This is a genomic window from Nocardioides sp. zg-1230 (assembly GCF_013155335.1).
GTDB lineage: Bacteria > Actinomycetota > Actinomycetes > Propionibacteriales > Nocardioidaceae > Nocardioides.
Genome location: NZ_JABJQZ010000001.1, coordinates 145,098 through 167,920, shown reverse-complemented (window position 1 = coordinate 167,920; position 22,823 = coordinate 145,098). Strand labels below are relative to the sequence as shown.

The following is a 22,823-nucleotide window of genomic DNA, read 5'->3' as shown; positions in this document are numbered from 1 at the left end:
CCTCAAGGGTTCGGCCCGCGAGGTCTGGGGTGGAATCTCGGCTCGCAGACGCGGACGTTCAGGTGTTTGAACGCCTCAGGTGGGGGTGTTTACGCGGTTGAACGCCCAGCAGGGCTGATTGCCATGGCCCGACCGTCGACGGGCGCCTACCTTCCCGGTGGGGGCGAGGTCAGTGGGGGTTCGCCAGTGGGCCGTGAAAGGCATAGAGGACATGATCGTTGTGGGGAAGCGTGTGAACGAGAAGGCGACGAGCGGGGCCGGGGGGACGGGGTGGCGGCGTGGGGCCGCTGCTGTCGTCGCGCCTGTGATGCTCGGGGGGTTGCTGCTGGCTGGCCCGGCGGAGGCGGCGACGGGCGCGACGGGTGGGATCTGCAACGGTGTCACCAACCAGCTCGCGCACCGTGGCAGTGTCCAGCCCAACCTGGTGAAGGCAGCAGCGCGGCAGAACGCCGAGCAGATCGCGACGCTGCAGGCCGAGCGGGCGGGTCTGGTGAGGACGCAGGAAGCTCTGACCGCGCAGATCACCGCTGCGGAGGAGGAGATCGCCAGGCTCGACGCCGAGCACGCCACTCTGGTGGGCGAGATCGACACCGTGACGATGTCCCTGACCAAGCTCGAGGCCGACAGGGCGACGCTGACCTCTGCGATCACCGCGGCTGAGACGGAGCTGTCGGCCCTGGAGGTCCAGAAGGCCGCCCTGGTCGACGAGATCGCTCCGCTGGAGTCACGGCTGAGCGCCGCTCAGGGCCAGCTCGTGGACCTGAGGGCGGAGAAGCGCGAGGTCGTCACGAGTCTCGAGGCGAAGGAGGTCGACCTGGCGGCCGCGAGGAGCAGGCTCAGCAGCGCGACCGCGACCGCGACCGCCGCGCAGCTCGCGGTCGATGCCCAGGTGGCAGCGATCGACACCGCGACCGAGGAGCTCGACGTCCTGGTCGCCGGGGGTCGTGAGACGCAGGCGCTCGTGGACGCAGCAGAGGAGAGGCTGGCGGACGCCCGCGCCGCCCTGCCGGGGCTCGAGGACGCAGCCAGGAGCGCTGATGCCGACGTCGCCGCCGCGACCGCAGCCGTGACGGAGGCCGAGGAGGGGGTACGTCTCGCGCAGCAGGAGGTCGCCACCCTCACGCAGCAGATCACCACGATCGAGGCCGCGCTGCCGGCACTGGAGACCGAGATCGCTGCCCTGGAGGCCGACATCAGCACGAAGAACGCCGAGATTGAGGCGAAGGAGGCGGAGATCGCGGCGGCAACCGCCACCCCTGTTGCCGACGTGGCCGCGCTCGAGGCCCAGCTCGATGCACTCGAGGCCGAGCGCAAGGCGCTGGCCAACAAGAGCGGTCCGCGGGCCAAGGAGCTGCAGGACCTGATCGTTGCCAAGAGGGCGGAGATCATGGCCGCGCAGCAGCAGATCGACAACAAGACCGCGCTGATCACCGCCCTGAACGGCGACCTCACCAAGCTGCAGGGCCAGCTCGCGACATTGAACTCCCAACTGTCGGCCAAGCAGCAGGAGAGCAGCAACCTCCAGCAGCAGCTCCCGGGCCTGCAGACGAGCCTGGCCGGCGCCAACGCGCAGCTCGTCAGCGCCACCGAGACCCTGGCCGATGCGAGGACCGAGCAGAAGGCTGCTGAGTCGACCCTCGCCGAGGCCGAGGCCGCGGTGGCCGCCGCGAAGGTGGAGATCGCATCTCTCGAGGCTTCCCTGCCAGACCTCACGAGCGACCGCGACGCCGCGGAGGCGGCGATCGCCGCGAAGAAGTCCGAGCTCGCGATCATGGAGGACTCGTTGTCCGGGCTGCGGGCGACGCTGTCGGACGCGACGGCTGCCGTCGTCACCGAGGCTGCTGAGGTCTCTCGCCTCGAGGGTGAGGTCGCCACCCTGTCGGCCTCGCTCGACAAGCTGAACAGCTCGATCACGGCGGCGGAGAACACCATCCTGTCGCTGCAGAACCAGCTGACCCCGCTCCAGAGCTCGCTGAACACGCTCAACAAGCAGATCAGCGACAAGGAGGCAGCGCTCGCCTCGGCGAAGGCCGAGCTCAGCTCGATCGACGCCCAGATCGTCGTCCAGTCCTCGGCGCTGCGGACGCTCGAGAGCGCCAAGAAGGTCAACCGCGACGCGGTTGCGGCCCAGAAGGCCGTGGTCACCGGCCTGCAGACCCAGTACGCGGCGGTGCTGGACAAGATCACAACGATCGACGGGACCATCGCCCTCGGCGGCTGTCTCGTCTGATCCGCTCGTCAGGAACAGCGTGCGGGGCCTCAGGTCGGACACCTGGGGCCTCGCACCTGCGCAGGGACACGCACCCGCGCGACGGTCAGGAGGTGAGCATGGACATCGACCCGGGGCGCGGTCGCCCACAGCCTGTCGATCCCACTGCCGCGGGTGTCTGCCCGCCTTGGTGTGCCTCCCACCACGACGGTCATCCGGAGCACCGGGACGGGTTGGACGTTCACATCAGTGGGACCCTCCTGGTCAAGGGCACGGTGCTTCGACTGGCATCTCCTCTCGAGCCCGCGGCAGGAGCCGCGGACAGCCCCCTCGTCTACGTCGGTGACGAGGAGTACACGCTCCATGAGGCCGAGGTCCTCATCGATGCTCTGACGCACCTGGTCGACGAAGGAGCCGGGCGCACACAGCCCGCCGATCGTGCATGGCGGAGCTGACCCACCCGGCGCTGCCGTGACCCGACCGCTCCTTCTGCGGCGCTCCGTCGCGAGGCGCAGACAACCCGTCAGTGGGTGTCCGACACCACCACGAGGTCCGCGGCGTCGCGGGTGGTCGCGATGAGGTCGGCGTTGGGCTCGTCGACCTCCTCGACCCAGGCGCGGGCGGCATCGGGGGTCTTGCCGAACTCCTCGTGCCGGCGCACGAGCCGTTCGCGGCGTACGGCGTCGTCCACCTCCACGAACCACACTTCGGTCAGGAGTGGCCGCACCCGCTCCCAGCCGCCGTCGGGCAGGAGCAGGTAGTTGCCCTCGGTGACCACGAGGCGCGCCGACGACGGGATCGCGACGGCTGCGGCGACGGGCTGCTCGAGGGTGCGCTCGAACCCAGGGGCGAAGAGCGTGCGGTCCGGTTCGTCGTGCAGCCGCCGCAGGGCGGCGACGTAGCCGTCGGCGTCGAAGGTGTCCGGCGCGCCCTTGCGGTCGCGGCGGTCGAGCCGGTCGAGCTGGACGTCGGCAAGGTGGAAGCCGTCCATCGGCAGGTGGCCGAGGGCGTCCGGACCGAGGTCTGCGCGCAGCCGCGCCATCAGGTCCTCGGCGAGGGTTGACTTGCCGGCGCCCGGCTGTCCGGTGATGCCGACCACGATCCGTCCGGGCCGGTCGAGGAGCGAAGCGGCTCGGTCGACCAGCGCCGAGAGGGAGGGCGTCGTCGTGCCAGACGGCCTGCGGGCTGGGCTTCTCTCGGCAGGCATGCCTCGAGGCTAGGGGTTGGCGTCGACGCGGCCGATCATGGCGGAATCGGCTGCGGTCCGGTCCGCTTGTGCCTAGGCTCCTGCGCCGGGGTTGACAGGTGATGTCAGCAGGGGAGTCGGCGTACGACGTCGCGCGCAGGCAGCGGGACAAGGCGGCGCGTCTTGAGCGGTCGGCCGCGCTGTGGGAGCAGGGTGCGGCAGGTGAGGTCGCCGTCGCGAGGGCGCTGGGAGCGCTGCCCGACGGGTGGGTCGTGCTGCACGACCTCGCGTGGCCAGGTCGAGCCCCCGGGACGCCGATCGCGGGGCGAGCTGGCCGACGAAGTGTGTCGAACATGCTTGCTAATAGTGCCAATCTCAGCTAGGCTGTTCGTGAACTCCTGGATGGGAGTGTGCTACGAGGGCCTCGGCCCAGTTGGCGTCCTTCGTGACGACCCGTTGACCTGCCGCACGGTGTGTGCGGTGTGGAGACCTGTCGTCGAAAGGAGGCCGCTCGTGGACCGTCACCCGATCATCGCTGCGGCTTCCGACGTGCGTGCGTCGCTCAAGGCGGTCGCGGACGCGAACCCGACGTTCATGACCACCGAGGACAAGGCGACGGCGCTGGTCCAACTGGCGGCCGCGGAGGCGCAGCTGGGCGAGCTGCGGCTGCGGATCCTGGCCGACGCCAGTGACCTCGCTGAGGTGAGCGCGGCCCGGGACGCGGCCGGCTGGCTCGCCCGGCACACCCGCAGCTCGTACGCCGACGCCCGCGCCGACCTGCGCCTCGCGACCGCCCTGGACCGTGACCGCCCGACCCTGGCCGCGGCGATGCGCGAGGGCGCCGCCTCCCTGGCGCAGGCGCGGGTCATCGAACGCGCCCTCGGCAACCTGCCCGTCGCCGTGGACGCCGAGACGGTGGCGCTGGCCGAGAAGCACCTCGTCGACCACGCCCGCGAGTTCGGGCCCAAAGAGCTCGGCCGGATCGGGCGCCGCATCCTCGACGTCATCGCCCCCCACATCGCCGAGGCGGCCGAGGCCGCCCGGCTGGCCGACCTCGAAGCCCACGCCGCCGAGAAGACCCGCCTCACCATGCGCCGCCTCGGCGACGGCACCACCCGCATCTCCGCACGACTGGCCGACGCCGCCGCCACCCGCCTCGCGACCTACCTCGAAGCCTTCACCAACCCCCGCCACACGCCAACACCCACTACCCAGCCAGCCACCCCTCAGGCACCCGACGAGCCGTCCAGCCCCCAGCCGCCTGACACCGAGCCGGCCGACACCGAGCCGACCGGTACCCGGTCCCAGGAGGGCGGCGCGACCGCACACGACCCGGTCGCCCGGCAGGCCTACCCCCGCCGGATGGGCCACGCGTTCGTCCAGCTCCTCGAAACCCTCGACCCCACACGCCTGCCCGTGCACGGCGGCGACGCCACCACCGTCGTGGTCACCATCGACCTCGACGCCCTCAAGGCCGACCTCGCCACCGCCGACCTCATCGGCGCCGGCCTCGTCCCCGGCGACGAGCTCACCGGCGATGCCATCGCCGCCGCGCAGGCCCGACGCCTGGCCTGCACCGCGAATATCCTGCCCGCCGTCCTCGGCGGCCACAGCCTCCCCCTCGACCTCGGCCGCACCCGCCGCCTGTTCACCCCCGCCCAGCGCAAAGCCCTTCTCATCCGCGACAAGACCTGTCGTGCCGAGGGCTGCGACACCCCCGGCACCTGGTGCGAAGCCCACCACCACGACCCCTGGCACACCGGCGGACCCACGGACCTCGCCAACGCCGTTCTGCTCTGCAGCCATCACCACCACCGCGCCCACGACCCCACTTGGCGCACCGAACGCCTCCCCAACGGCGACCACCGCTTCCACCCCCGCAGATAGGCCGTGACAAAACGCACGCGCTACCGGATCCCGACGACGTCGGCGGGAATGGGGCGGACGGCGCCGCGGGTGGCGAGGTGCACGACCTCGCACGGCACCGCGGCGCGGCGGGCGGCGGCGTACAGGCTGGTCGCCCAGGCGCGGTCGGTGTCGGTGACGACGTCCTTGCCGGGCCGGGAGCGAAGGAACGCGACGCGCATGCCCGGGGCCACCTCACGTTCGAGCATCATCAGGATGTCCGCGAGGCCGTCGACGTGCTCGGGGTCGGGTGGGGCCTCCGCCTCGTCGATCTGGGTCAGCTGGGGCAGCGGGCGGTCGTCGACGATGAGCATCATCCAGATGCTGTGTCGGCCGTGGCTCCACGGTCCCATGAGCTCGCGCCATGCGTGCTCGAGCTCGGTCTGGGTGGTGAGGACGGGTTCGTACATGACTCCGAGACTGCCTGCCGACGAGACCCGTGGCGAACGAATCTCCACAGGCCCGGCGGCTGTCCACCGATCCGCTCGAGCGGCTTGTGGCGGCCGTCCTCGCGGGCCTTGGGTGGAGGCATGTCTCGGAACCCCACTCCCGGCTTCCGCCGGCGGCCGCGCGTCGCCGACCGGATGACCGCGGCGCACTTCGACCTCGTCCAGCAGTCCCTCGCCGCCGAGCGGTCCGGCGATGCGGCCCGCGCGCTCGAGCTGCACGCGGCCGTGCCGGCACTCAACCTGCGCAGCCGCCACCACGTGCTCCTGACCCAGCTTGCCTCCCTCGGCGAGGAGCTCCCCGACCGGGTGTGGGCGCGCTGGATCGCCTACCAGGCCGTTCGCTGCGAGGACCCGGACACCGAGACGGGGACGATCCAGCGGCTCGCGCTGAAGTACGTCATGGAGACCTTCCACGACGACCAGCTCGCTGACTGCCATGCCGACGGCGGCGACCCGATCAAGGTGGTTGCGTGGGTGGCCTCGGAGTCCTGGCTCTTCCACCAGGTCCTCGTCCACGAGCTGGGCGGGCTGGAGCGCTTCGTGGACGAGCTCGCGACAGGGCGTCTCGCCGAGCACAGCACGCTGGCTCGGTCGTGGGAAGGAGCCCGCCTGAGCGGCTACCTGCTCGGCCCGAGCCTGCCCGGCGGCCGTCTGCGGGTCGAGGACCTGGCCGCCGACACCTGGACCGAGGTGCTCGATCTCGGAGCGCGGGCCAACACCGGCGCCGGGGGGTGGGTCCTCGGGCGGTTGGTGCCCAGCGGGGTCGACAACCTCCTCATGTTCGACACCCCGCCCATCGCCGTACCGGAGGACGTTGCCCGCGACGTGGCCGCGGCGTCCGAGCCCTGGTTGCGGATGAAGGAGATCCTCGACGAGGGGAGGCTCGTGGAGCGCGACTTCATGCGCGCCGACCACGAGCTGGTCACCGACGTGCTCAGCATCGAGCTGCTCAGGATCGGCACTGCTCCGGCCGACCTCGAGAGGGTCACGGCGCAGCTCCGCGCGGGTCGCGACGAGATTCCTCGGGCGGCCTTCCGCGTCCTGCGGCGCGCTGCGGAGGGCGCGGTGCATGAGTCCGATGCAGCCCAGGTCGCGGCGGCCATCCTCCAACCGGGCGCCAGGGCCGACGCGCGGAGGATGCTCGTCCGCGAGGGCCGGTACGACGTCTGGGCGAGGTGGGCGGCCCTGGTGCACGAGCCCGCGCGCAGCCTGCTCCTCGACCTCGCCGACGCGTCCCGGGCGGTCGGGTGATGGTGCCGCTACCGCGTCCCGTACGTCCGGCTGACGACCTCGTCGAACACCCGGTCGGGCAGCAGGTCGCGCGACGTGGTGATCATCCGGGCGCCGCGACCCACCGGGTAGCGCGCCGCCGGCCGCTTCGCGAGGGCCGCCTTCACGATCTTGTCCGCGACCTCCTCGGGCGTCGACGCGCGCGACGGCTCGTCGAAGCGCTCCATGACACCGTGCGCGTGGCGGGCGTACGAGGCGTAGGGGCCGTCGCCGGAGCGCTCGAGCAGCGAGTCGCGGGCGATCTCGTTCCACTCGGTGCGGATCGGGCCGGGCTCGATGAGCACGACCTGGATGCCGAAAGGCCGCAGCTCCATGCGGAGGCTGTCGCTGAAGCCCTCCACCGCGAACTTCGTGGCGTGGTACCACGCGCCGAACGGCTCGTAGAACTTCCCGCCGATCGAGGAGATGTTGACGATCCGCCCGGACCGCTGCGCGCGCATGTGCGGCGTGACGAGCTGGACGAGGCGGGCGAGACCGAAGACGTTGACCTCGAACTGCCGTCGCGCCTCGTCGATCGGCACGTCCTCGACGGCGCCGTACGAGCCGTAGCCGGCGTTGTTGACCAGGACGTCGATGCGCCCCCGCTCCTCGACGATCCGGTCGATGCCGGCGACCATCGAGGCGTCGTCGGTGACGTCCATCGCGAAGGTGATCACGCCCTCGGACTCGAGGCCGGCCATCCGGTCGACGCGGCGGGCAACGGCGTACACCGTGAAGCCGCGGGCGAGCAGGGCGCGGGCAGTGGACTCGCCGATGCCGGACGAGCCACCGGTCACGAGGGCGACGGGAGAGGTCATGCGCCGAGCGTAGGCTCCCGGCCATGGCGGACCTCGCGGAGACGCTGCGCCCGTACGTCAACTCCGGCGACGTCCCGGGGCTGGTCGCCCTCGTCGCACGGGGGACGACGTCGAGGTCGTCACCCTTGGCACCCAGGACTCGAACGGGGTTCCGATGTCCCGCGACTCGATCTTCCGGGCCGCGTCGATCACCAAGCCGCTCACCGCCGCACTGACCATGTCGCTCGTCGAGGACGGGCGCATCGACCTCGACGCCCCGGTCGCCGGCCTGCTGCCCGAGCTCGCCGAGCCCCGCGTGCTGCGGACACTCGGCAGCCCGCTCGACGACACGGTCGCCTGCGAGCGACCCATCACCGCCCGGCACCTGCTCACCGGGACGGCCGGCCACGGATTCTGCACGTGGGAGTCAGCGGTCACCCCGCTGCTCATGGAGCAGCTGCACCAGGCCGCCGACGACATCCACGAGGTACCGGCGCCGGACGAGTGGATGCGTCGCCTCTCGCAGATCCCACTCGTGCACCAGCCCGGCGACGGCTGGACCTACAACGCGTCCTACGACGTCCTCGGCGTGCTCGTCGCCCGAGCGGCCGGGCAGGACCTCGCCGACGTGATGGCCGAGCGCCTGCTCGAACCGCTCGGGATGACCGACACCGGCTTCCACGTCCCGGCCAGCACGGTGGACCGGTTCACCACGATGTACGGCGCCGACGACGGCGAGCTGGTCGTGCGCGACGAGCCGCACGGCGTCTTCACCCGACCGCCGGCCTTCGCGTCAGGGTCGGGCGGGCTCGTGACCACGGCGGACGACTGGCTGGCGTTCGGCCGGATGCTGGTGGCCGGAGGCGGCTCGGTGCTCGACGAGGAGTCCGTCCGGCTGATGACGACCGACCACACGACGCCGCAGCACCGCGAGATGGGCGGCTTCTTCATCGACGGGCAGGGATGGGGGTTCGGCGGGGGCGTCGACACCGAGCTGATCGACCCGTGGAACGTCGTCGGTCGCTACGGGTGGGTCGGCGGCACGGGCACGTCGGCGTACGTCCATCCCGACGGCACCGTCGCCGTGCTGCTGACGCAGGTGGTGCTCGGCTCGCCGGGCATCGATGAGCTGCTCAAGGCGTTCTGGACCTACACCCGCACGGCGGGAGACAAGCCACCGGCCAGTGCCTAGGGTCGGGCGCACCGACAACGGGTCGGGCACAGCCGACCAGAGCCCGAGGTGGCCATGCACGTGCGCGAGGCGGTGCACAGCGACCCGGTGTGGCGCGACCGGGCGGACTTCATCATCGCCGCGAGCATCGACCCCGGGTCGACGGGGATCACCACCGAGCAGCTGTGGGCTCGCCGTCTCGACGACGAGCGCCTCGAGCTGTGCTGCATCCCCTTCTTCGCCTACGACCTCGCGCTCGGCGACACGGTCGAGGTCGACGCCGAGCACCTCGTGACGCGGGTGGTCGAGGCGTCCGGTCGTTACGTCTTCCGCGTGCACTTCGAACGTCCCGAGCAGCCGCGCGACGAGGTGATGGACCAGCTCGCCGGGATGGACGTCCTTGCCGAGTGGTCCTCCGACAGCCTGGTGGCGCTGGACGCACGAGACGAGCCTCACGCCCAGCAGGTGGCGGACGTCCTCCAGGAGCGCGAGGACCGAGGGCACCTGGTCTTCGAGACCGGGAGGCAGCGGTGAGCGGGCGCAAGCCGATGGCGGCCGACGAGTTCATGAGGGAGCTCGAGGCGGACCCGGAGTGGCGGGCCGCCGAGGCGGAGAAGGAGCGGCGGATCGCCGAGCAGGACGAGCGGTACGCCGAGCAGGAGGCGCCCGTGGTGGCGGCCCTTGCCGAGGTGGGCGTCGAGGTCGAGTCGGTCTGGGACCTGGTCAACCGCAAGGACGACCACTACGCCGACGCCGTCCCCGTGCTGGTCGAGCACCTGCAGGACGAGTCCTACCCGGACCGCGTGCGGGAGGGCATCGCGCGCTCGCTGTCGTTCCGCAAGGCGGCGCCGGCATGGCCGGCGATCGTCGAGCTCTACCGCTCCACGACAGGGTCCTTCGACCTGCAGCAGGGTCTGGCGGTGGCCATGGCCGGCATGGTCACCGACGAGAGGGTGGACCAGCTCGTCGCCGAGGCGCACCGGGAGGAGCACGGCGAGTCCAGGTTCCTCCTCCTGCTCGGGCTGAAGCGGTTGCGGACCAGCAAGGCCAGGAAGGCGCTCGAGGGGTTGCGCGACGACCCGGAGCTGGGCGACAACGCTGCCAAGCAGCTGGGGGAGCGATGACGTCCCTCGTCGAGCTCCTGGGCAAGATCGACGACCTGGACCGTGACGAGGTGATCCACGCGGTCAGGCCGTGGACGCGCCAGAGCGACGCCGCCTGCCTAGCGGAGCCTGATGACGGGAGCAGCGCCTCGCCCGGACTCGCCTACCTCCTCGAGGTCGACCTGGTCCACGACGTCGCGGAGGTCTGGAGCTCGTGGCGCGGCGGCCGCAGGCCAACGACGGAGGAGCTGGCCGACGCAGTGATCCACTACGCGATGCACGACGCCTACCTCGAGCCGGAGGGCACCGGATGACCGAAGGGACGGCGAGGACGTTCCGGATCCTCAGCGCGACGGAGACCGACGTGGTGACCCTGGGGCAGTCACGCGACGAGGTCCGCGGCGTGCTGGGCGACTTCCGGACCTTCCGGCGTACGCCGGACAGCGAGGAGGCGGACCACTTCGTCGACTGCGGCGCCATGGCGACGTACGACCCGGACGGCTCGCTCGTGCTGCTGGAGCTCGCCAATCCGGCCACCGTCGAGGTGGAGGGCGTGCAGCTGCTCGGGGAGACGGTCGACGACCTCGCCGCGGCCCTCGGTGCACGAGGCCTCGAACTGGTCCGCGACGAGGACGGGGGCACGATCCCCGCCTTGACGGTCAGCCTCTACGCCCCCGGCGGGACCGTCGAGGGCGTCGGGCTGGGGAGCGACTGAGATGGGCGCTGCCGCGATCGACCCCCGGGAACCGTGACATTCGGCCCTGATCCGAGCACTCCGCCCTCTCTAGCGTGGAGGCGACGGAGGGATGCAGATGTCGCAGGACGTGCTGGTGGTGGACTCGCTGGTCCGCCGGTTCGGGGACCTGACCGCGGTGGACGAGGTGTCGTTCCGGATCGCGCCGGGGGAGACGTACGGGCTGCTCGGGCCCAACGGGGCCGGCAAGACGACGACGATCTCGATGGTCGCGGGGCTGATCGCCGCCGATGCGGGGACGGTGACGGTCGTGGGCGAGCCCATGACGCCACGGACCACGGAGCCGAAGCGCCACCTGGGCCTGGTCCCCCAGGAGCTCGCCATCTACCCCGACCTGACCGGGCGCGAGAACCTCACCCTCTTCGGCAGGCTGCAGGGCCTCCGCGGCGCGGAGCTGAAGGTGAGGGTCGACGAGATCCTCGACCTGATCGGGCTCGCGGACCGGGCCAAGGACCGCAGCAAGGAGTACAGCGGCGGGATGAAGCGCCGGCTCAACATCGGCATCGGCCTGCTCAACCGCCCCGCCCTGCTGATCCTCGACGAGCCGACCGTCGGGGTCGACCCCCAGTCGAGGCACGCGATCCTCGAGTCGGTCGAGGCGCTGTCGGGCGAGGGCATGGCGGTGCTCTACACGACGCACTACATGGAGGAGGCCGAGCGGCTCTGCGACCGCATCGGCATCATCGACTCCGGCCGCCTGCAGGCCGAGGGCACGCCCGACGAGCTGATCCGGCTCACCGGCGGCGTGGACACGATCCGGCTCAGCGGGAGCGGTGACCTCGCCGCGGCGGCCGAGGAGCTGCGCCTCATCCCCGGCGTGGAGCGGGTCGACGCCGAACGACGGTCCGCGACGCTCACCGTCAAGGACGCGCCCACCCTCGTGGCGCAGGTCGTCGGCACGGCGGCGGACTGCGGCGTCACCCTCTCCGACGTCGAGATCTCGCGGCCCGACCTGGAGTCGGTCTTCCTGCACCTCACCGGCAAGGGCCTGAGGGACTAGGGGGCCGGGATGCGCCAGCTCCTCGTCCTCACCGGCTCCGACCTGCTGCAGCGGGTGCGCGACAAGTCGGTGGTCATCTTCGCGCTGCTCGTGCCGTTGGCGCTGATGACGGTGTTCAACCTCGTCTTCGGTGCCACCGACGACATCGAGATCGACCCCGTCACCGTGGCGATCAGCGCGCCCGCGGACGACGACCTGGCGCAGGTGCTCACCGGCGTCGTCCGGTCGCTCGACGACACCGACGAGCTCGACGTCACCGTCGTGGAGACCGACGAGGCGACCGGTCGCCGCCAGGTCGAGGACGGCGACACGCCCCTCGCGCTCCTGGTGCCGGACGGCTTCGGCGAGGCCGCGCGTGCGGGCGCGCCCGTCACCGTCGAGGCCGTCCGGGGCGACGAGGCGGGCCTCGGCGCCGAGATCGTGCTGTCGGTCGTCGACGGTGTCCTGGAGCAGGTCGCGTCCGGCGCGGTCACCGCCCGGGCCGCGTTGGCGGAGGGAGTGGCGCCGACCGACCTCGGGCCGCTCGTCGAGCAGGCCACCTCCGGCGGGCCGGCGTACGACGTCGAGAGCGGGCAGGCCTCCGACGAGCAGCTCAGCGCAGGGGCGGCGCTGGTGGCGGGGCAGGCGGGGCTGTTCATGCTCTTCACCGTCAGCTTCGGCGTCACCGGGCTGCTCATCGACCGCGAGTCCGGAACGCTCGGACGGCTGCGCTCGATGCCGATCCCCGGCTGGGTGATCGTCGCGGCCAAGGCCCTCGTGAGCTTCGTCCTCGGCGTCGTCTCGACCGGTGTGCTGCTGGCGGTCGGCGGCTACCTCTTCGACGCCGACTTCGGCTCCGTCCCGGCCGTGGCGCTCCTGGTGCTGTGCGCGGCCGCGGCCGGCACGTCGGTGATGTTCCTGGTCGTGCGCGTCGCCCGCACCAGCGAGCAGGCCGGCATCGTCACCTCGATCGTGGCGCTGGTGCTGGGCATCGGCGGCGGCGCCTTCTTCCCGGTCAGTGCGACCGGCGCCCTGTCGGGCCTGCTCGACCTCAACCCGGTGGCCGCGCTGCTGCGCGGGCTCGGCACCACCTCGGGCGGCGGCGGCCTCGCGGACATCGGCGTCCCCGTCGCGATCATGCTCGGCTTCGCCGCCGTGATGCTCCTCGCCTCGCGGCTGGTCCCGGACCGGGGGGTGTTGTCATGAGGAACGCCGTCACGGTCGCGGGCGCCGAGCTGCGGCTCTTCCTGCGTGACCGCTCCAACCTGTTCTTCGTCTTCGTCTTCCCGCTCCTGCTCGTGCTGATGATCGGGCTGCAGTTCGGTGAGGGCGCCACCTCCGGCCGGGTCGCGGTGAGCGGCGCCGGGTCGTCCCTGCAGAGCGGTCTGGTGGAGCGGCTCGAGGACGGCGACGTCGTGGTCAGCGACCCCGCGTGGGACGACGCCCTGGCGCTGCTCGCGCGCGGCCGGCTCGACGTCGCCGTGCGTGTCGACAGTGCGGCAGCGACGGCGTACGACGCGGGTGAGGCGGTCACCCTCGACGTCGTGCGCGGCCCGTCGGGCAACGCCCAGGTCGTCGAGCAGGACGTCCGTGTCGCCGTCGACGCGCTGCGGTCCGCGCGCAGCCGGATCCTGGCGCTGGAGGCCGGCGGCGTGCCGTCCGACCGCGCCGAGGCAGCCCTGGCTGCCGCCGAGGCCGAGGTCAGCGCGCCGCGGCTCGAGGTGACGAGCGTCGACCGGCTCAGCCAGGAGTTCGAGGGGATGGGGCAGTTCGAGTTCGGTGCCTCGGGGCAGCTGCTGCTCTTCACCTTCCTCGCCTGCCTCGGCGGCTCGGCGACCCTCATCCAGGCCCGGCGCCTCGGGGTGGTGTCGCGGATGCTCGCCGGACCGGTGACGGCGGAGCAGCTCGTCGCCGGCCAGGTCCTCGGCCGGTGGGCGATCGCGCTCTTCCAGGGGGGCTACCTGATGGTCGCGACCAGCCTGCTCTTCGGCGTCGACTGGGGCAGCCTGCCGCTCGCGCTGCTCGTGCTCCTGGTCTTCAGCCTGGTCGCGGCGGGTGCGGCGATCCTGCTCGGCACCCTGCTCGAGAACGAGGGCGCGGCCGCGGGCGCGGGAATCGGCCTCGGGCTGGTGCTCGCGGCGCTCGGCGGGTCGATGTTCCCGCTGGAGCTCTTCCCCGACACGATGCGCACCATCTCGCGGTTCACCCCCCACGGCTGGGCCTACGAGGCGCTCGCCGACGTCCAGCGCCGCGGCGCCGGGCTCGCAGAGGTGCTGCCGGAGCTCGGTGTTCTCGCCGCGATGGCCGCGCTGCTCGTCGCGCTGGGCAGCTGGTCGCTGCGGAGGAGCCTGGCGCGGGCGATGTAGGTCCCGGGTGACGGCACACCCCGTTGGACGGTTGTCCCGGGCGGGCGCCTCACTACCGTGGTCGCATGACTGACGAGGTGAAGCAGGCAGCGATCGAGGCCGCCCAGCGAGTGGTCGACGAGGTCTCCTCCTGGCAGTACAGCGCCGAGGACAGCACCATCGCCGACCAGCTCGACGAGGGCCTGGCGAAGGCGAAGGTGTCGGTGAGCGGCGACGAGCGCACGCGCCTCCTCGCCGAGATCGACGGCATGAAGGACGAGAAGTCCTCTGCTCCGCAGGTCAGGTCCGCGGCGCCGGTGGAGTGACGACATGGACGTGCGCGGACTCCTGACCGAGGGCTTCGGTCGCATCACCGAGTTGTACGCCGGCATGGTGGAGGACCTCGACGACGCGAGCCTCCACCACCGCCCGGGCGGCACCGGCAACCCGATCGGGTGGCTGCTGTGGCACCTGGCGCGGGTGCAGGACGACCACGTCGCGGACCTCGCCGGGCAGCCGCAGGTCTGGGAACGGTTCCAGGACCGCTTCGGCCTGCCCAACGGCACCGACGACATCGGCTACGGCCACACCAGCGAGCAGGTCGACGCCCTGCGGATCGAGGACCCGGCGCTGCTGGGCGAGTACCACCACGAGGTGACGCTCGCGACCGCGCGCTACCTGCAGACCGTCGACGAGGCGGAGCTCGACCGGGAGGTCGACCAGCGGTGGGACCCGCCGGTCACCGCCGGCGTACGACTGGTGAGCATCCAGGGCGACTGTCTGCAGCACCTGGGGCAGGCTGCCTACGTGAAGGGACTTCTCGGGTCGCGCACGTCCTGAGACGGCGCCCGCGAGGTCACGATTGGGCCGCGATGCCCCACGATCGGCCCCGGGGGTTCATACTCAGGGGTGATGACCACTCCGAGCGGCCGACGGCCGAAGCACCTCTCCAGCAGTCCGTTCAAGCCCGCCGCGGAGCCGGTGGTCGAGGTGTTCGAGGTCGGCGACCGCGTCACCCACGACCTCTACGGCCTCGGGCAGGTCACCCACGTCGACAGCCAGGCGGTGACCGCCGACTTCGGGTCGAAGTCCGTGCGGATCGCGCACCCCTACCCCAAGCTGCACCACCTCTGAGGCGCTGCCGCCCCGCGTGGGCGGCTGCCTAGGGTGGCGGGATGACGACCCGGTGGCTCTTCGGCGACCAGCTCGGACCGCACTTCGTCGACGACCACCGCGGTCCGGTGCTGATGGTGGAGTCGACCGGCGTCTTCCGGCGTCGGCGGTTCCACCGGGCCAAGGCCCACCTGGTGCTGAGCGCGATGCGGCACCGCGCCGCCGAGCTCGGTGATCGGCTGACCTACGTGCAGGCGGAGACGTACGCCGAGGTGGTGCGCTCGCACACCGCCGATGGGGGCAAGGTCGAGGTCGTGCACCCGACGTCGTACGCCGCCCTCGGGCTGGTCGAGCGCCTCGACTGCACCGTGCTGCCGCCGCGCGGCTTCGCGACCGCGCGGGAGGACTTCGAGCGCTGGGCCGAGGGTCGCCGCGGCAAGCGGCTGCTGATGGAGGACTTCTACCGCCGCGCGCGGCAGGCGCACGGCGTGCTGCTCGACGGCGGCGAGCCGGCCGGCGGGCAGTGGAACTTCGACCACGACAACCGCCAGCCGCCGCCGAAGGGCGCCGAGACGCTCGGGGTCACCGAGCCGTGGTGGCCGGCGGAGGACGACATCGACGCGCAGGTGCGTGAGGACCTCGACCGCTGGGAGTCCGACGGCGAGGTGTCGTTCATCGGGCGTGACGGGCCGCGGATCTTCCCGGCCACGCGGCGCCAGGCGCTGGCGGCGCTCGACCACTTCGTGGAGCACCGGTTGCCGGAGTTCGGGGCGCACGAGGACGCGATCCTCGAGGGCGACCCGTGGATGGCGCACAGCCTCGTCAGCGCGCCGATGAACCTCGGGCTCTTCGACCCGCTCGAGGTCGTCGAGCGGGCGGAGGAGGCGTACCGCAGCGGCTCGGCGCCGATCGAGAGCGTCGAAGGCTTCGTTCGGCAGGTCATCGGCTGGCGCGACTACGTCTGGCACGTCTACTGGCACATGGGCGACGGCTACCGCCGCTCGAACGGTCTCCGCGCCACCGGGCGCATCCCGCAGTGGTTCGCCGAGCTCGACGGTACGGCGACCGACGCCCGCTGCCTCTCGCACACCCTCGACCAGGTCGCGGAGCACGGCTGGGTGCACCACATCCCGCGGCTCATGGTGCTGGGGTCGTACGCCCTGCAGCGCGGGTGGGCGCCGACCCAGGTCACCGACTGGTTCCACCGGGCCTTCGTCGACGGCTACGACTGGGTGATGGTGCCCAACATCGTCGGGATGTCGCAGCACGCCGACGGTGGGCAGATGATGACGAAGCCCTACACGTCGGGCGGCGCCTACATCAACACGATGAGCGACCACTGCGGGTCGTGCCGCTTCGACCCCAAGGTGCGGGTGGGGGAGGACGCGTGCCCGTTCAGCGCGGGCTACTGGTGGTTCCTCGACCGGCATCGGGAGACGTTCGAGGGCAACCACCGGATGTCGCGGGCCGTGCGCGGGCTCGACCGGCTCAAGGACCTCGGCGAGCTCGTCGAGCAGGAGGACGCGCGAGGCAACCGGGCGCCCTGAGGGTGTTGCCGCGGTTGGTCGGACACCGTGCAGGCAGTTCGTAGCGCGCCACGGCGGCCTGAGCGTGGGGCCGGGGGTCGGGCGGTCGAACTGCCTTCATGGTGCATGTATGCGCTCGTCGCTGGGCCCAACGTAGGCAGTTCGGCGTACGCGGCACCGAGCCCAGCGCGGTGGGCGCGCGCGGCGGCCTGAACTGCCTACGTTGGTCGGGTGTCGACCCGGGCGCCCTTCCGCGGGTGGTTCAGCGGCAGGGGAGGGAGCCGAGGCGGGCGAGGCCCTCGCGGTCACCGGGCCCGAGCTCGACCTGGCCGGTGTTGTCGGCGTACATCAGCTCCATCGGCTCGCTGACGTGCCCCAGCCCGACCACGTGCGCGACCTCGTGGAGCACGATCGCCTCCATCACCCGCGGTTGCTGCTCGACGCTGGTCGCGGTGAAGGCTTCCACGTCGAGCACGACGCCCCCGCTGACGAACCGGAGCCGTCCGCCGGTGTCTCGCTCGGCGACGGCACCGCCCACGCCCGCGACCGTCCCGGCGAGGTCGGCGTACTCCCCGGCGTCGGCCCAGCCGATGACGACCGGGTCCGGGCGCCCGAAGAGCTTGACGCCGCCCGGGAACGGCCGGTCGTCGGTCTCGCCCTCGTCGGCGAACGCCAGCCCGGTCGCCGCGCTCGCGCGTTCGATGGCCCTCCTGACCAGCTCATTGCCGCCGGGCGGCCCGCCGGCGGGGTTGATCCGGTAGCGGATCTCGTCGCACGGGTCCCAGCCGACCGGCTCCCTGCTCCCGGGCTGGGTCATGGCCCAGGTGAAGGTCCCTCCCCGCTGTACGACGCTCGGCGCCGGCAGCGGCCGCTCGGGCCCCAGCCCCACCGCACGCCGCACGGGGTCGAGCTGCTCGGCCGGGTGCCACACGACGACCGCCGCGAGCATCGCCGCAGTCGCGGCGAGCGTCATGGCGGTCTTCGAGCGGGGCACGGGGACAAGTGTGCGGCCGCGCGACGAAGCGCGGCAGGAGGTTCTTCAGCCAGTGACCCGATCCGAACGGATCAGGGCCTGGAGCCACGTGGACGGCGGCGCGTCGGGGTCCAGGTCCAGCTGGAGGTGCACGTCTGGTCCCACCGGCTTGGCGCGTGCGACGTCGATGGGCCACGGCAACTCGACCAGACGGGCCTCAGGATGCCGATCGGTGAACTGCCGGTAGGCCTCCCAACACAGCTCCTCGAACCCGGAGTCGGACCGGTCGAGCCCGAGCCCCGCCAGGGACCACGCGAACATGTAGAGCGGGAGGACGCCGCTGAACGCGTACTCCTCCTCCACCTCCGCGACGAGGTGCTCGACAGTCGTTGACGTCAAAGCAGCGGGGTTTCCCTCCAGCGGGTCGTGCTGGGCTGGCCTCCTGTGCGAGCTGGACCGGGGCAGAAGCCGCGGTCAGGGCTCGCGTGGGCGACGACGTCCTGAGTTGAAGTCAATCAAGTTCTGAGATCCACGCCCGCGGACGGCCTGCGTAGTCGGTCGGGGAGCTGCGCCAACCACCTTCGGTCACCGTCCTCAGAGGCGAACGTGCAGCCCATCGCGCGAAGGCGACTGTCCAGCTGCTCCTCGGTGAGTGGTTCGTCGAGAAGTGCACGCACGGCCGCCGTGGCTCCAGTGACTCCTTCGGGTGACCTGCGCGCGACGTCGTCGACAGCGGCTTGCCACGATTCGTACTCGTCCTCATCCCAGGCTTCGTTAGGCACGGCACAGGTGTGTGAGGTCGTCCACGCTCATCTCCCCCTAGCAGCCTTGCCTTGTGGGCGTGCCATCGGTGTCGAAGCGAAAGCGGCCCCCGAGATCGTTCCTCACCTGGTCGACCCGTCTGCTTCGTCGAGCAGAAGTCCCGCAACCTCCGCGCGTGCCCGCAGAACGGGACCGAGCATGGCCAGTATCGGCGCGCCACCCGGCATGGCCGGGAGCATCTCGACGATCCCCACGTCGATGAGGTTGCGGACATCGAAGTTGCCGCCGACGTATTCAGTCTCGAGCCACGACAGGATTTCCTGCACGCGCTGAGGCGAGGACGAGCAGTGCGCGGTGAGCCATCGGGCAACGTCTGCCATCAGGACGTAGGCGAGAAGTTCCCCCTCTTGATCCGAGAGGTGCTCATCGAGCAGGGCGCCCAGCTCCGGGGCAGCTGTGACGAGGCGTTTCGTGAAGTCGGCCTCTTCAGTCATGGCTTCAACAGCTCCTTCAACTCATCGGCGAGCGCTTGTGCAGTCTCTCGGTCTTGCGGACTCGCATCGCCTCGAGTACGGAGCCAGCGTTCCAACCCTCTCAGGATGTCGTGTCCCTTACGCACGTGATCCTTGCCGTGCACCAAGTCGCCCGAGGCCAGCTCGTGACGGATCGCATCCATGGTGGTGCCGTCCCCCGAGCGGTTGGGTTGCTTCACGCCCTTGAACAGCTGATCCACGTAGTTCGACAGCTTAGGGTCGTCGACCTCTGGTCTCGGTCTGCCCGGGCGCCGCGGCAGCCACCCGCCCGGGTGCTTGATCGTCCCGGCTTCGTCGCGGGCCTGGATCCGGAGGAACTTCTCGAGCCTTGCCCGGACGTCCGCCAGGCCGTCGCGGGCCCGCTCGAGCCGGGTTGCGGCGGTCGCGACGCTGGCACGCAAGGCCACCAGCAGTGCGTAGAAACGTGGTGCGGCGGATCGCACGCGGGCCGCGGCTGCGGCTGCGGCCGCTCCGCCGGCGAGGCCGCCGGTCAGGCCGGTGACGATCACCGAGATCGCGGCGCCCTCGACGATCATCTGCGCGACCTCGGCGAGCAGGGCGCGGGTCCGCTCGCGCGCGGCCTCCACCGCAGCGGCGTACTCCTCGCAGGCCGTGGCGAGGTTCGACAGCTGCCAGGCGGTGTCGGCGATCAGCGTGGTGAGCTCGGTCAGCGCGTCGACGGCGAGCGGGACCTCGGGTGAGCGTTGTGCCTCGAGGAGGCTGATGGCGACGTCGACGTGGTCCGCGAGCCGGGCCGTCGTGGCAGCGGCGTGCCGCCACTCCGACGCGGCGTCGGTCAGCGCGGCCACGTCGGCGCCCGGCCAGACGAAGCCCTCGACCAGGTCGAGGATCCACTGGTCGACGACGCCCAGGGACGGCTCCTGCGCGCCCAGGCTGGAGGGTGGCGACGGTGGATCGACGCGCGCGAAGGCGCTGTCGTCGAGGGCCGCGGTCCCGTCGTAGGGGAGCTGAGCGGCCCCTGCCTCCGCCCGCTCGTGGTTGTCGCCGGTGGCGGCGAGCAGCCTGCCGGCCCCGGTGAGGGCGTGGGTGAGGTCGGCCAGCGCGGCCACCGCCTCGGCGGCCCCGTCGTCGTACGCCGTCGCGAAGTCGATGCTGGTGGCGTCGTCTCCCGCCATCCCCGCCGTGGTGGTCAGCCGGGAGCTGAGCGACTCGGTCAGCAGGGCGGCGACGTGGTTGGCGGTGAGGCAGGCGTCCGCCGCCCGGGTGAACCCGCTGCACTCCACGGTGATCCGCATGCCACCCAGCCTTTCGGCGCGGCACGTCCGCGCACCAGAGGGCCGGTGCGATCTGTGGAGAACCGGCCACCGGCGGTCCCGACGGCCCGTTCTCCACAGAAGCCTGCTCCCGCGTTTCCAGCGAAGAAGGACGGGCACGAGCCCCTGCACACCCCGACCCGACGAGGAGGACCCCATGACGCTCGACCCGCGCTTCATCGGCTGCATCCGCATCCAGCCGCCGCTCAACGACGCCGAGTGCGACTTTCTCCTCCACGTGCTCGACTCCGACGGCACCCTGCGGGGCACGCCGACGGGCCGGGGCGACAGGGACGTGCCGTTCGCGCGGCTCGCGTGGGAGCCCTGCCTCCAGGGCTGCTGCCTCCAGTGGAACCCCCACCTCGAGGACCCGAGGTGGATGGTCGAGTCGCTGCGGTTCGTCGTCGACCACCTGCTGCGGCCGGGGGCGAAGGGGAGGGGCCACCCGAGGCTCGCGGGGTTCACGTTCGACCACGTCGCCTCCGGCGTCGTCGTGTGTCGCGGGCACGGAGATCGCGCCACGCGGGTGGTCACGGCCACGGACAACGACGTGACCGGCTCTGAGTTGCCGACACCCTGCGAGGAGGTGACGGCACCGTCGCAGCCGGCGCGGGCCCACGGCGGGCGGTTCGACAACGTCATCGAGCTCCGGCCGCGCCGCGCCTGACCGCCCCATCGCCGGCACGTGGAACCATGGCCGCATGGACGAGCTCGTGGTGCGCCGGGCCGGGTTCGCGCCGGTCAAGGGCATGCGCCACCTCGCGCTCGACGGGATCGACCTCGACGAGCAGGGTGCTGTCGGCGACCGGTCGTTCTGCCTGGTCGACGTCGACGCGGCGCGGGTGCTCAAGACCGTCCAGCACCCGTCGCTCATCGGAGTCGTCGCACGGGCCGAGGGCGACCGGCTCGGTCTCACGCTTCCCACTGGCGAGGAGGCGTCCGGGACGGCCGCGAGGTCCGGACGGACGGTCACCTGCGACTACTGGGGCCGCAGCGTCGACCTCGACCTCACCGAGGGCCCGCACGCCGAGCTCGTCTCCGGCTGGCTTGCCCGACGCGCGTCCGTGGCCATCGCGCCGCGCGGCGGAGTGGTGTTCGGTGACCCGCTGACCGTCGTCGGCACGGCGTCGCTGCGCGAGCTCGGCCGTCGTACGGGCCGTGACGAGGTCGCCGACCAGCCGGCACGCTTCCGGCCCACGCTCGTCGTCGAGACCGACGAGCCCCACGTCGAGGACTCCTGGGTCGGGCAGGAGGTCGCGATCGGCGAGGCCGTCGTACGGATCGGCGGCCCGGTCCCGCGGTGCGCCGTCATCGACCACCACCCGGAGACCGGGGTCAAGGACGTGCGGCTGCTGAAGGCACTCGTGCGCGAGCGCCCGACCAACCGCGCCGGCGAGCCGATGTTCGGGGTCTACGCACGGTGCGTGGTGCCCGGGCGGGTCACCATCAGCCGCTGACCTGCTGCCACAGGGCCAGATTGGCCCCGACCGCCGACGAGTAGTGCTCGTCGGCTGCGGCGACGACGCCGCGCAGCGCCGCCAGCGCGGTCACCATCTCGGCGCACCCGTCGCGCCAGGAGTCGTACGACGACGCCTGCGCGTCGCTCGCCCGGCCGAGCCAGTCCGCCTGCAGCCGGTCGTGCGCGTGGTCGATGTCGACGGCGAGGGCGAGGAGGTCGCGCTGGCAGGCCGCGAGCTGGGCCACGGCGAGCCGGACCTCGGCGAGGTCGACGTCGTACGCCCTCACGGCAGCCTCCCGCCGAGTCGCCCCCGCAGGTGGTCGCCCGCGACCCCGCGAAGGTCGTCGGCTCCCACCACGTCCGCGGCGGCCGACGGCAGCGCGTCGACCGCGGCGCCGAGGTCGTCGACGACCGCGCTGGCCGCACGGCTCCACACCTCCCACTGCTCGCGGAAGGTGGAGGCCGCGTCACCGTGCCACGTGGCCAGCAGGCCCTCGACCGTCGACTCGGCGGTCCGCCGGCGCGCGTCGAGGTCGGAGAGCCGGTCGCCGAGGGAGGCGGTGGCCGTGGCGTGGGCTGCCGGGTCGAGCTGGAGGGTTCCCGAGAGGATCATGGTCCGATCGTGGCTGCCGGGGCGCCCCGGCGACACCCCGCCGGACGGATCTGTGGAGAAGCGATCGGTGGAGAAGCGGCCTAGTGGTCGACCTCGCGTCGGTCGACCTGGCGCGGCACCGTCGGTCCGTGCTCGAGGTCGGCGAGCTCCCGACGGGCGAGGTCGAGCGCGGCGATCAGCGCCGAGAGGGCGTCGATGGCGTGGTGGGAGGCGCGGTCCCACTCCTGCCAGCCCGAGCCCTGGTGGCGGGCGGTCCCTCCCTGCCAGGCCACGAAGAGGGCGTCGATGCTGGCCTCGGCGGCACGTCGGCGGGCGTCGACCTCTGCGATGCGGGCTGCGCTGGACGAGGACACCACGGCGCGGCTCGAGCGGTCGTGCTGGAGGTGGCCGGAGATGATCATGG

General features: G+C 71.9%; 28 protein-coding genes. 18 read left to right on the top strand and 10 right to left on the bottom strand.

Features of this window, described 5'->3' with window-relative positions:
* Positions 1 to 319 precede the first annotated feature (319 nt).
* Both HOO61_RS00815 and HOO61_RS00810 read left to right on the top strand, forming a co-directional pair.
* Positions 320 to 2,230, top strand: a complete 1,911-nt coding sequence (locus tag HOO61_RS00815) for a hypothetical protein (protein ID WP_216658497.1) — start codon at positions 320 to 322, stop codon at positions 2,228 to 2,230.
* Positions 2,231 to 2,328: 98 nt separating this feature from the next.
* Positions 2,329 to 2,664 carry a hypothetical protein gene (locus HOO61_RS00810; RefSeq protein WP_172256052.1) on the top strand — a complete coding sequence of 112 codons (336 nt, stop codon included), beginning with the start codon at positions 2,329 to 2,331 and terminating at the stop codon, positions 2,662 to 2,664.
* A 68-nt stretch (positions 2,665 to 2,732) separates the two neighbouring features.
* Here HOO61_RS00810 and HOO61_RS00805 read toward each other — a convergent pair whose 3' ends face one another.
* Complete coding sequence (locus tag HOO61_RS00805; RefSeq protein ID WP_172256050.1) at positions 2,733 to 3,416, bottom strand: nucleoside/nucleotide kinase family protein; 684 nt, start codon at positions 3,414 to 3,416, stop codon at positions 2,733 to 2,735.
* A gap of 492 nt (positions 3,417 to 3,908) precedes the next feature.
* Here HOO61_RS00805 and HOO61_RS00800 point away from each other — a divergent pair, with 492 nt between their 5' ends.
* The gene (locus HOO61_RS00800) at positions 3,909 to 5,282 is read left to right on the top strand and encodes an HNH endonuclease signature motif containing protein (RefSeq protein ID WP_172256048.1); all 1,374 of its coding nucleotides are present in this window, start codon (positions 3,909 to 3,911) and stop codon (positions 5,280 to 5,282) included.
* Between the two features lie 20 nt (positions 5,283 to 5,302).
* Here the strand turns inward: HOO61_RS00800 and HOO61_RS00795 are convergent, their stop codons facing one another.
* Entirely contained in the window at positions 5,303 to 5,710 is a 408-nt protein-coding gene (locus tag HOO61_RS00795) for a hypothetical protein (RefSeq protein ID WP_172256046.1), read from the bottom strand.
* Positions 5,711 to 5,830: 120 nt separating this feature from the next.
* Here HOO61_RS00795 and HOO61_RS00790 point away from each other — a divergent pair, with 120 nt between their 5' ends.
* Positions 5,831 to 7,000 (top strand): hypothetical protein, encoded by a 1,170-nt coding sequence (locus HOO61_RS00790; protein WP_172256044.1) that lies wholly within the window; start codon positions 5,831 to 5,833, stop codon positions 6,998 to 7,000.
* An 8-nt stretch (positions 7,001 to 7,008) separates the two neighbouring features.
* Here HOO61_RS00790 and HOO61_RS00785 read toward each other — a convergent pair whose 3' ends face one another.
* The gene (locus HOO61_RS00785; RefSeq protein ID WP_172256042.1) at positions 7,009 to 7,836 is read right to left on the bottom strand and encodes an oxidoreductase; all 828 of its coding nucleotides are present in this window, start codon (positions 7,834 to 7,836) and stop codon (positions 7,009 to 7,011) included.
* 154 nt (positions 7,837 to 7,990) lie between these two features.
* On the opposite strand from HOO61_RS00785, the gene HOO61_RS00780 reads away from it, so the two are divergent.
* The 12 genes from HOO61_RS00780 (at position 7,991) to HOO61_RS00725 (ending at position 16,827) form a co-directional block, all read left to right on the top strand.
* A complete protein-coding gene (locus HOO61_RS00780) occupies positions 7,991 to 9,007 on the top strand; it encodes a serine hydrolase (RefSeq protein ID WP_253941944.1) in 1,017 nt (338 codons plus the stop codon).
* Positions 9,008 to 9,061: 54 nt separating this feature from the next.
* Complete coding sequence (locus HOO61_RS00775; RefSeq protein ID WP_216658590.1) at positions 9,062 to 9,520, top strand: DUF4265 domain-containing protein; 459 nt, start codon at positions 9,062 to 9,064, stop codon at positions 9,518 to 9,520.
* Complete coding sequence (locus tag HOO61_RS00770) at positions 9,517 to 10,110, top strand: hypothetical protein (RefSeq protein ID WP_172256040.1); 594 nt, start codon at positions 9,517 to 9,519, stop codon at positions 10,108 to 10,110. Before HOO61_RS00775 ends, HOO61_RS00770 begins: the two co-directional genes overlap by 4 nt.
* Positions 10,107 to 10,403 (top strand): hypothetical protein, encoded by a 297-nt coding sequence (locus tag HOO61_RS00765; RefSeq protein ID WP_172256038.1) that lies wholly within the window; start codon positions 10,107 to 10,109, stop codon positions 10,401 to 10,403. The genes HOO61_RS00770 and HOO61_RS00765 overlap by 4 nt, the downstream gene beginning before the upstream one ends.
* Positions 10,400 to 10,804 carry a hypothetical protein gene (locus HOO61_RS00760; RefSeq protein WP_172256036.1) on the top strand — a complete coding sequence of 135 codons (405 nt, stop codon included), beginning with the start codon at positions 10,400 to 10,402 and terminating at the stop codon, positions 10,802 to 10,804. Before HOO61_RS00765 ends, HOO61_RS00760 begins: the two co-directional genes overlap by 4 nt.
* A gap of 91 nt (positions 10,805 to 10,895) precedes the next feature.
* Positions 10,896 to 11,843 (top strand): ABC transporter ATP-binding protein, encoded by a 948-nt coding sequence (locus tag HOO61_RS00755; protein ID WP_172256034.1) that lies wholly within the window; start codon positions 10,896 to 10,898, stop codon positions 11,841 to 11,843.
* Positions 11,844 to 11,852: 9 nt separating this feature from the next.
* On the top strand, positions 11,853 to 13,028 hold the full coding sequence (locus tag HOO61_RS00750) for an ABC transporter permease (RefSeq protein WP_172256032.1): 1,176 nt from the start codon (positions 11,853 to 11,855) through the stop codon (positions 13,026 to 13,028).
* Positions 13,025 to 14,188, top strand: coding sequence for an ABC transporter permease (locus tag HOO61_RS00745; protein WP_172256030.1), 1,164 nt, complete (start codon positions 13,025 to 13,027; stop codon positions 14,186 to 14,188). The genes HOO61_RS00750 and HOO61_RS00745 overlap by 4 nt, the downstream gene beginning before the upstream one ends.
* Positions 14,189 to 14,253: 65 nt before the next feature.
* The gene (locus HOO61_RS00740; protein WP_172256028.1) at positions 14,254 to 14,493 is read left to right on the top strand and encodes a hypothetical protein; all 240 of its coding nucleotides are present in this window, start codon (positions 14,254 to 14,256) and stop codon (positions 14,491 to 14,493) included.
* A 4-nt stretch (positions 14,494 to 14,497) separates the two neighbouring features.
* Positions 14,498 to 15,007: a DinB family protein gene (locus tag HOO61_RS00735; RefSeq protein ID WP_172256026.1), complete on the top strand. Its 510-nt coding sequence runs from the start codon at positions 14,498 to 14,500 to the stop codon at positions 15,005 to 15,007.
* A gap of 72 nt (positions 15,008 to 15,079) precedes the next feature.
* The gene (locus HOO61_RS00730) at positions 15,080 to 15,301 is read left to right on the top strand and encodes a hypothetical protein (protein ID WP_172256024.1); all 222 of its coding nucleotides are present in this window, start codon (positions 15,080 to 15,082) and stop codon (positions 15,299 to 15,301) included.
* 41 nt (positions 15,302 to 15,342) lie between these two features.
* A complete protein-coding gene (locus HOO61_RS00725; protein WP_172256022.1) occupies positions 15,343 to 16,827 on the top strand; it encodes a cryptochrome/photolyase family protein in 1,485 nt (494 codons plus the stop codon).
* Between the two features lie 241 nt (positions 16,828 to 17,068).
* On the opposite strand, the gene HOO61_RS24405 is transcribed toward HOO61_RS00725, so the two are convergent.
* From HOO61_RS24405 to HOO61_RS00705, 4 genes are all read right to left on the bottom strand, one after another.
* Entirely contained in the window at positions 17,069 to 17,800 is a 732-nt protein-coding gene (locus HOO61_RS24405) for a matrixin family metalloprotease (protein ID WP_172256020.1), read from the bottom strand.
* A 45-nt stretch (positions 17,801 to 17,845) separates the two neighbouring features.
* The gene (locus HOO61_RS00715; protein ID WP_172256018.1) at positions 17,846 to 18,178 is read right to left on the bottom strand and encodes a hypothetical protein; all 333 of its coding nucleotides are present in this window, start codon (positions 18,176 to 18,178) and stop codon (positions 17,846 to 17,848) included.
* 485 nt (positions 18,179 to 18,663) lie between these two features.
* Positions 18,664 to 19,035, bottom strand: a complete 372-nt coding sequence (locus tag HOO61_RS00710) for a hypothetical protein (RefSeq protein ID WP_172256016.1) — start codon at positions 19,033 to 19,035, stop codon at positions 18,664 to 18,666.
* On the bottom strand, positions 19,032 to 20,330 hold the full coding sequence (locus HOO61_RS00705; protein ID WP_172256014.1) for a hypothetical protein: 1,299 nt from the start codon (positions 20,328 to 20,330) through the stop codon (positions 19,032 to 19,034). The genes HOO61_RS00710 and HOO61_RS00705 overlap by 4 nt, the downstream gene beginning before the upstream one ends.
* Positions 20,331 to 20,505: 175 nt before the next feature.
* Between HOO61_RS00705 and HOO61_RS00700 the strand changes: the two genes are divergently transcribed.
* Positions 20,506 to 21,015 (top strand): hypothetical protein, encoded by a 510-nt coding sequence (locus tag HOO61_RS00700; RefSeq protein ID WP_172256012.1) that lies wholly within the window; start codon positions 20,506 to 20,508, stop codon positions 21,013 to 21,015.
* Between the two features lie 34 nt (positions 21,016 to 21,049).
* Positions 21,050 to 21,805 (top strand): MOSC domain-containing protein, encoded by a 756-nt coding sequence (locus tag HOO61_RS00695; RefSeq protein WP_172256010.1) that lies wholly within the window; start codon positions 21,050 to 21,052, stop codon positions 21,803 to 21,805.
* On the opposite strand, the gene HOO61_RS00690 is transcribed toward HOO61_RS00695, so the two are convergent.
* From HOO61_RS00690 to HOO61_RS00680, 3 genes are all read right to left on the bottom strand, one after another.
* Positions 21,795 to 22,094, bottom strand: a complete 300-nt coding sequence (locus HOO61_RS00690; RefSeq protein ID WP_172256008.1) for a WXG100 family type VII secretion target — start codon at positions 22,092 to 22,094, stop codon at positions 21,795 to 21,797. The two genes, HOO61_RS00695 and HOO61_RS00690, sit on opposite strands and share 11 nt — an antisense overlap.
* Positions 22,091 to 22,420: a WXG100 family type VII secretion target gene (locus tag HOO61_RS00685; RefSeq protein ID WP_172256006.1), complete on the bottom strand. Its 330-nt coding sequence runs from the start codon at positions 22,418 to 22,420 to the stop codon at positions 22,091 to 22,093. The genes HOO61_RS00690 and HOO61_RS00685 overlap by 4 nt, the downstream gene beginning before the upstream one ends.
* Before the next feature lie 80 nt (positions 22,421 to 22,500).
* Positions 22,501 to 22,821 carry a hypothetical protein gene (locus HOO61_RS00680; protein ID WP_172256004.1) on the bottom strand — a complete coding sequence of 107 codons (321 nt, stop codon included), beginning with the start codon at positions 22,819 to 22,821 and terminating at the stop codon, positions 22,501 to 22,503.
* Positions 22,822 to 22,823: the final 2 nt, after the last annotated feature.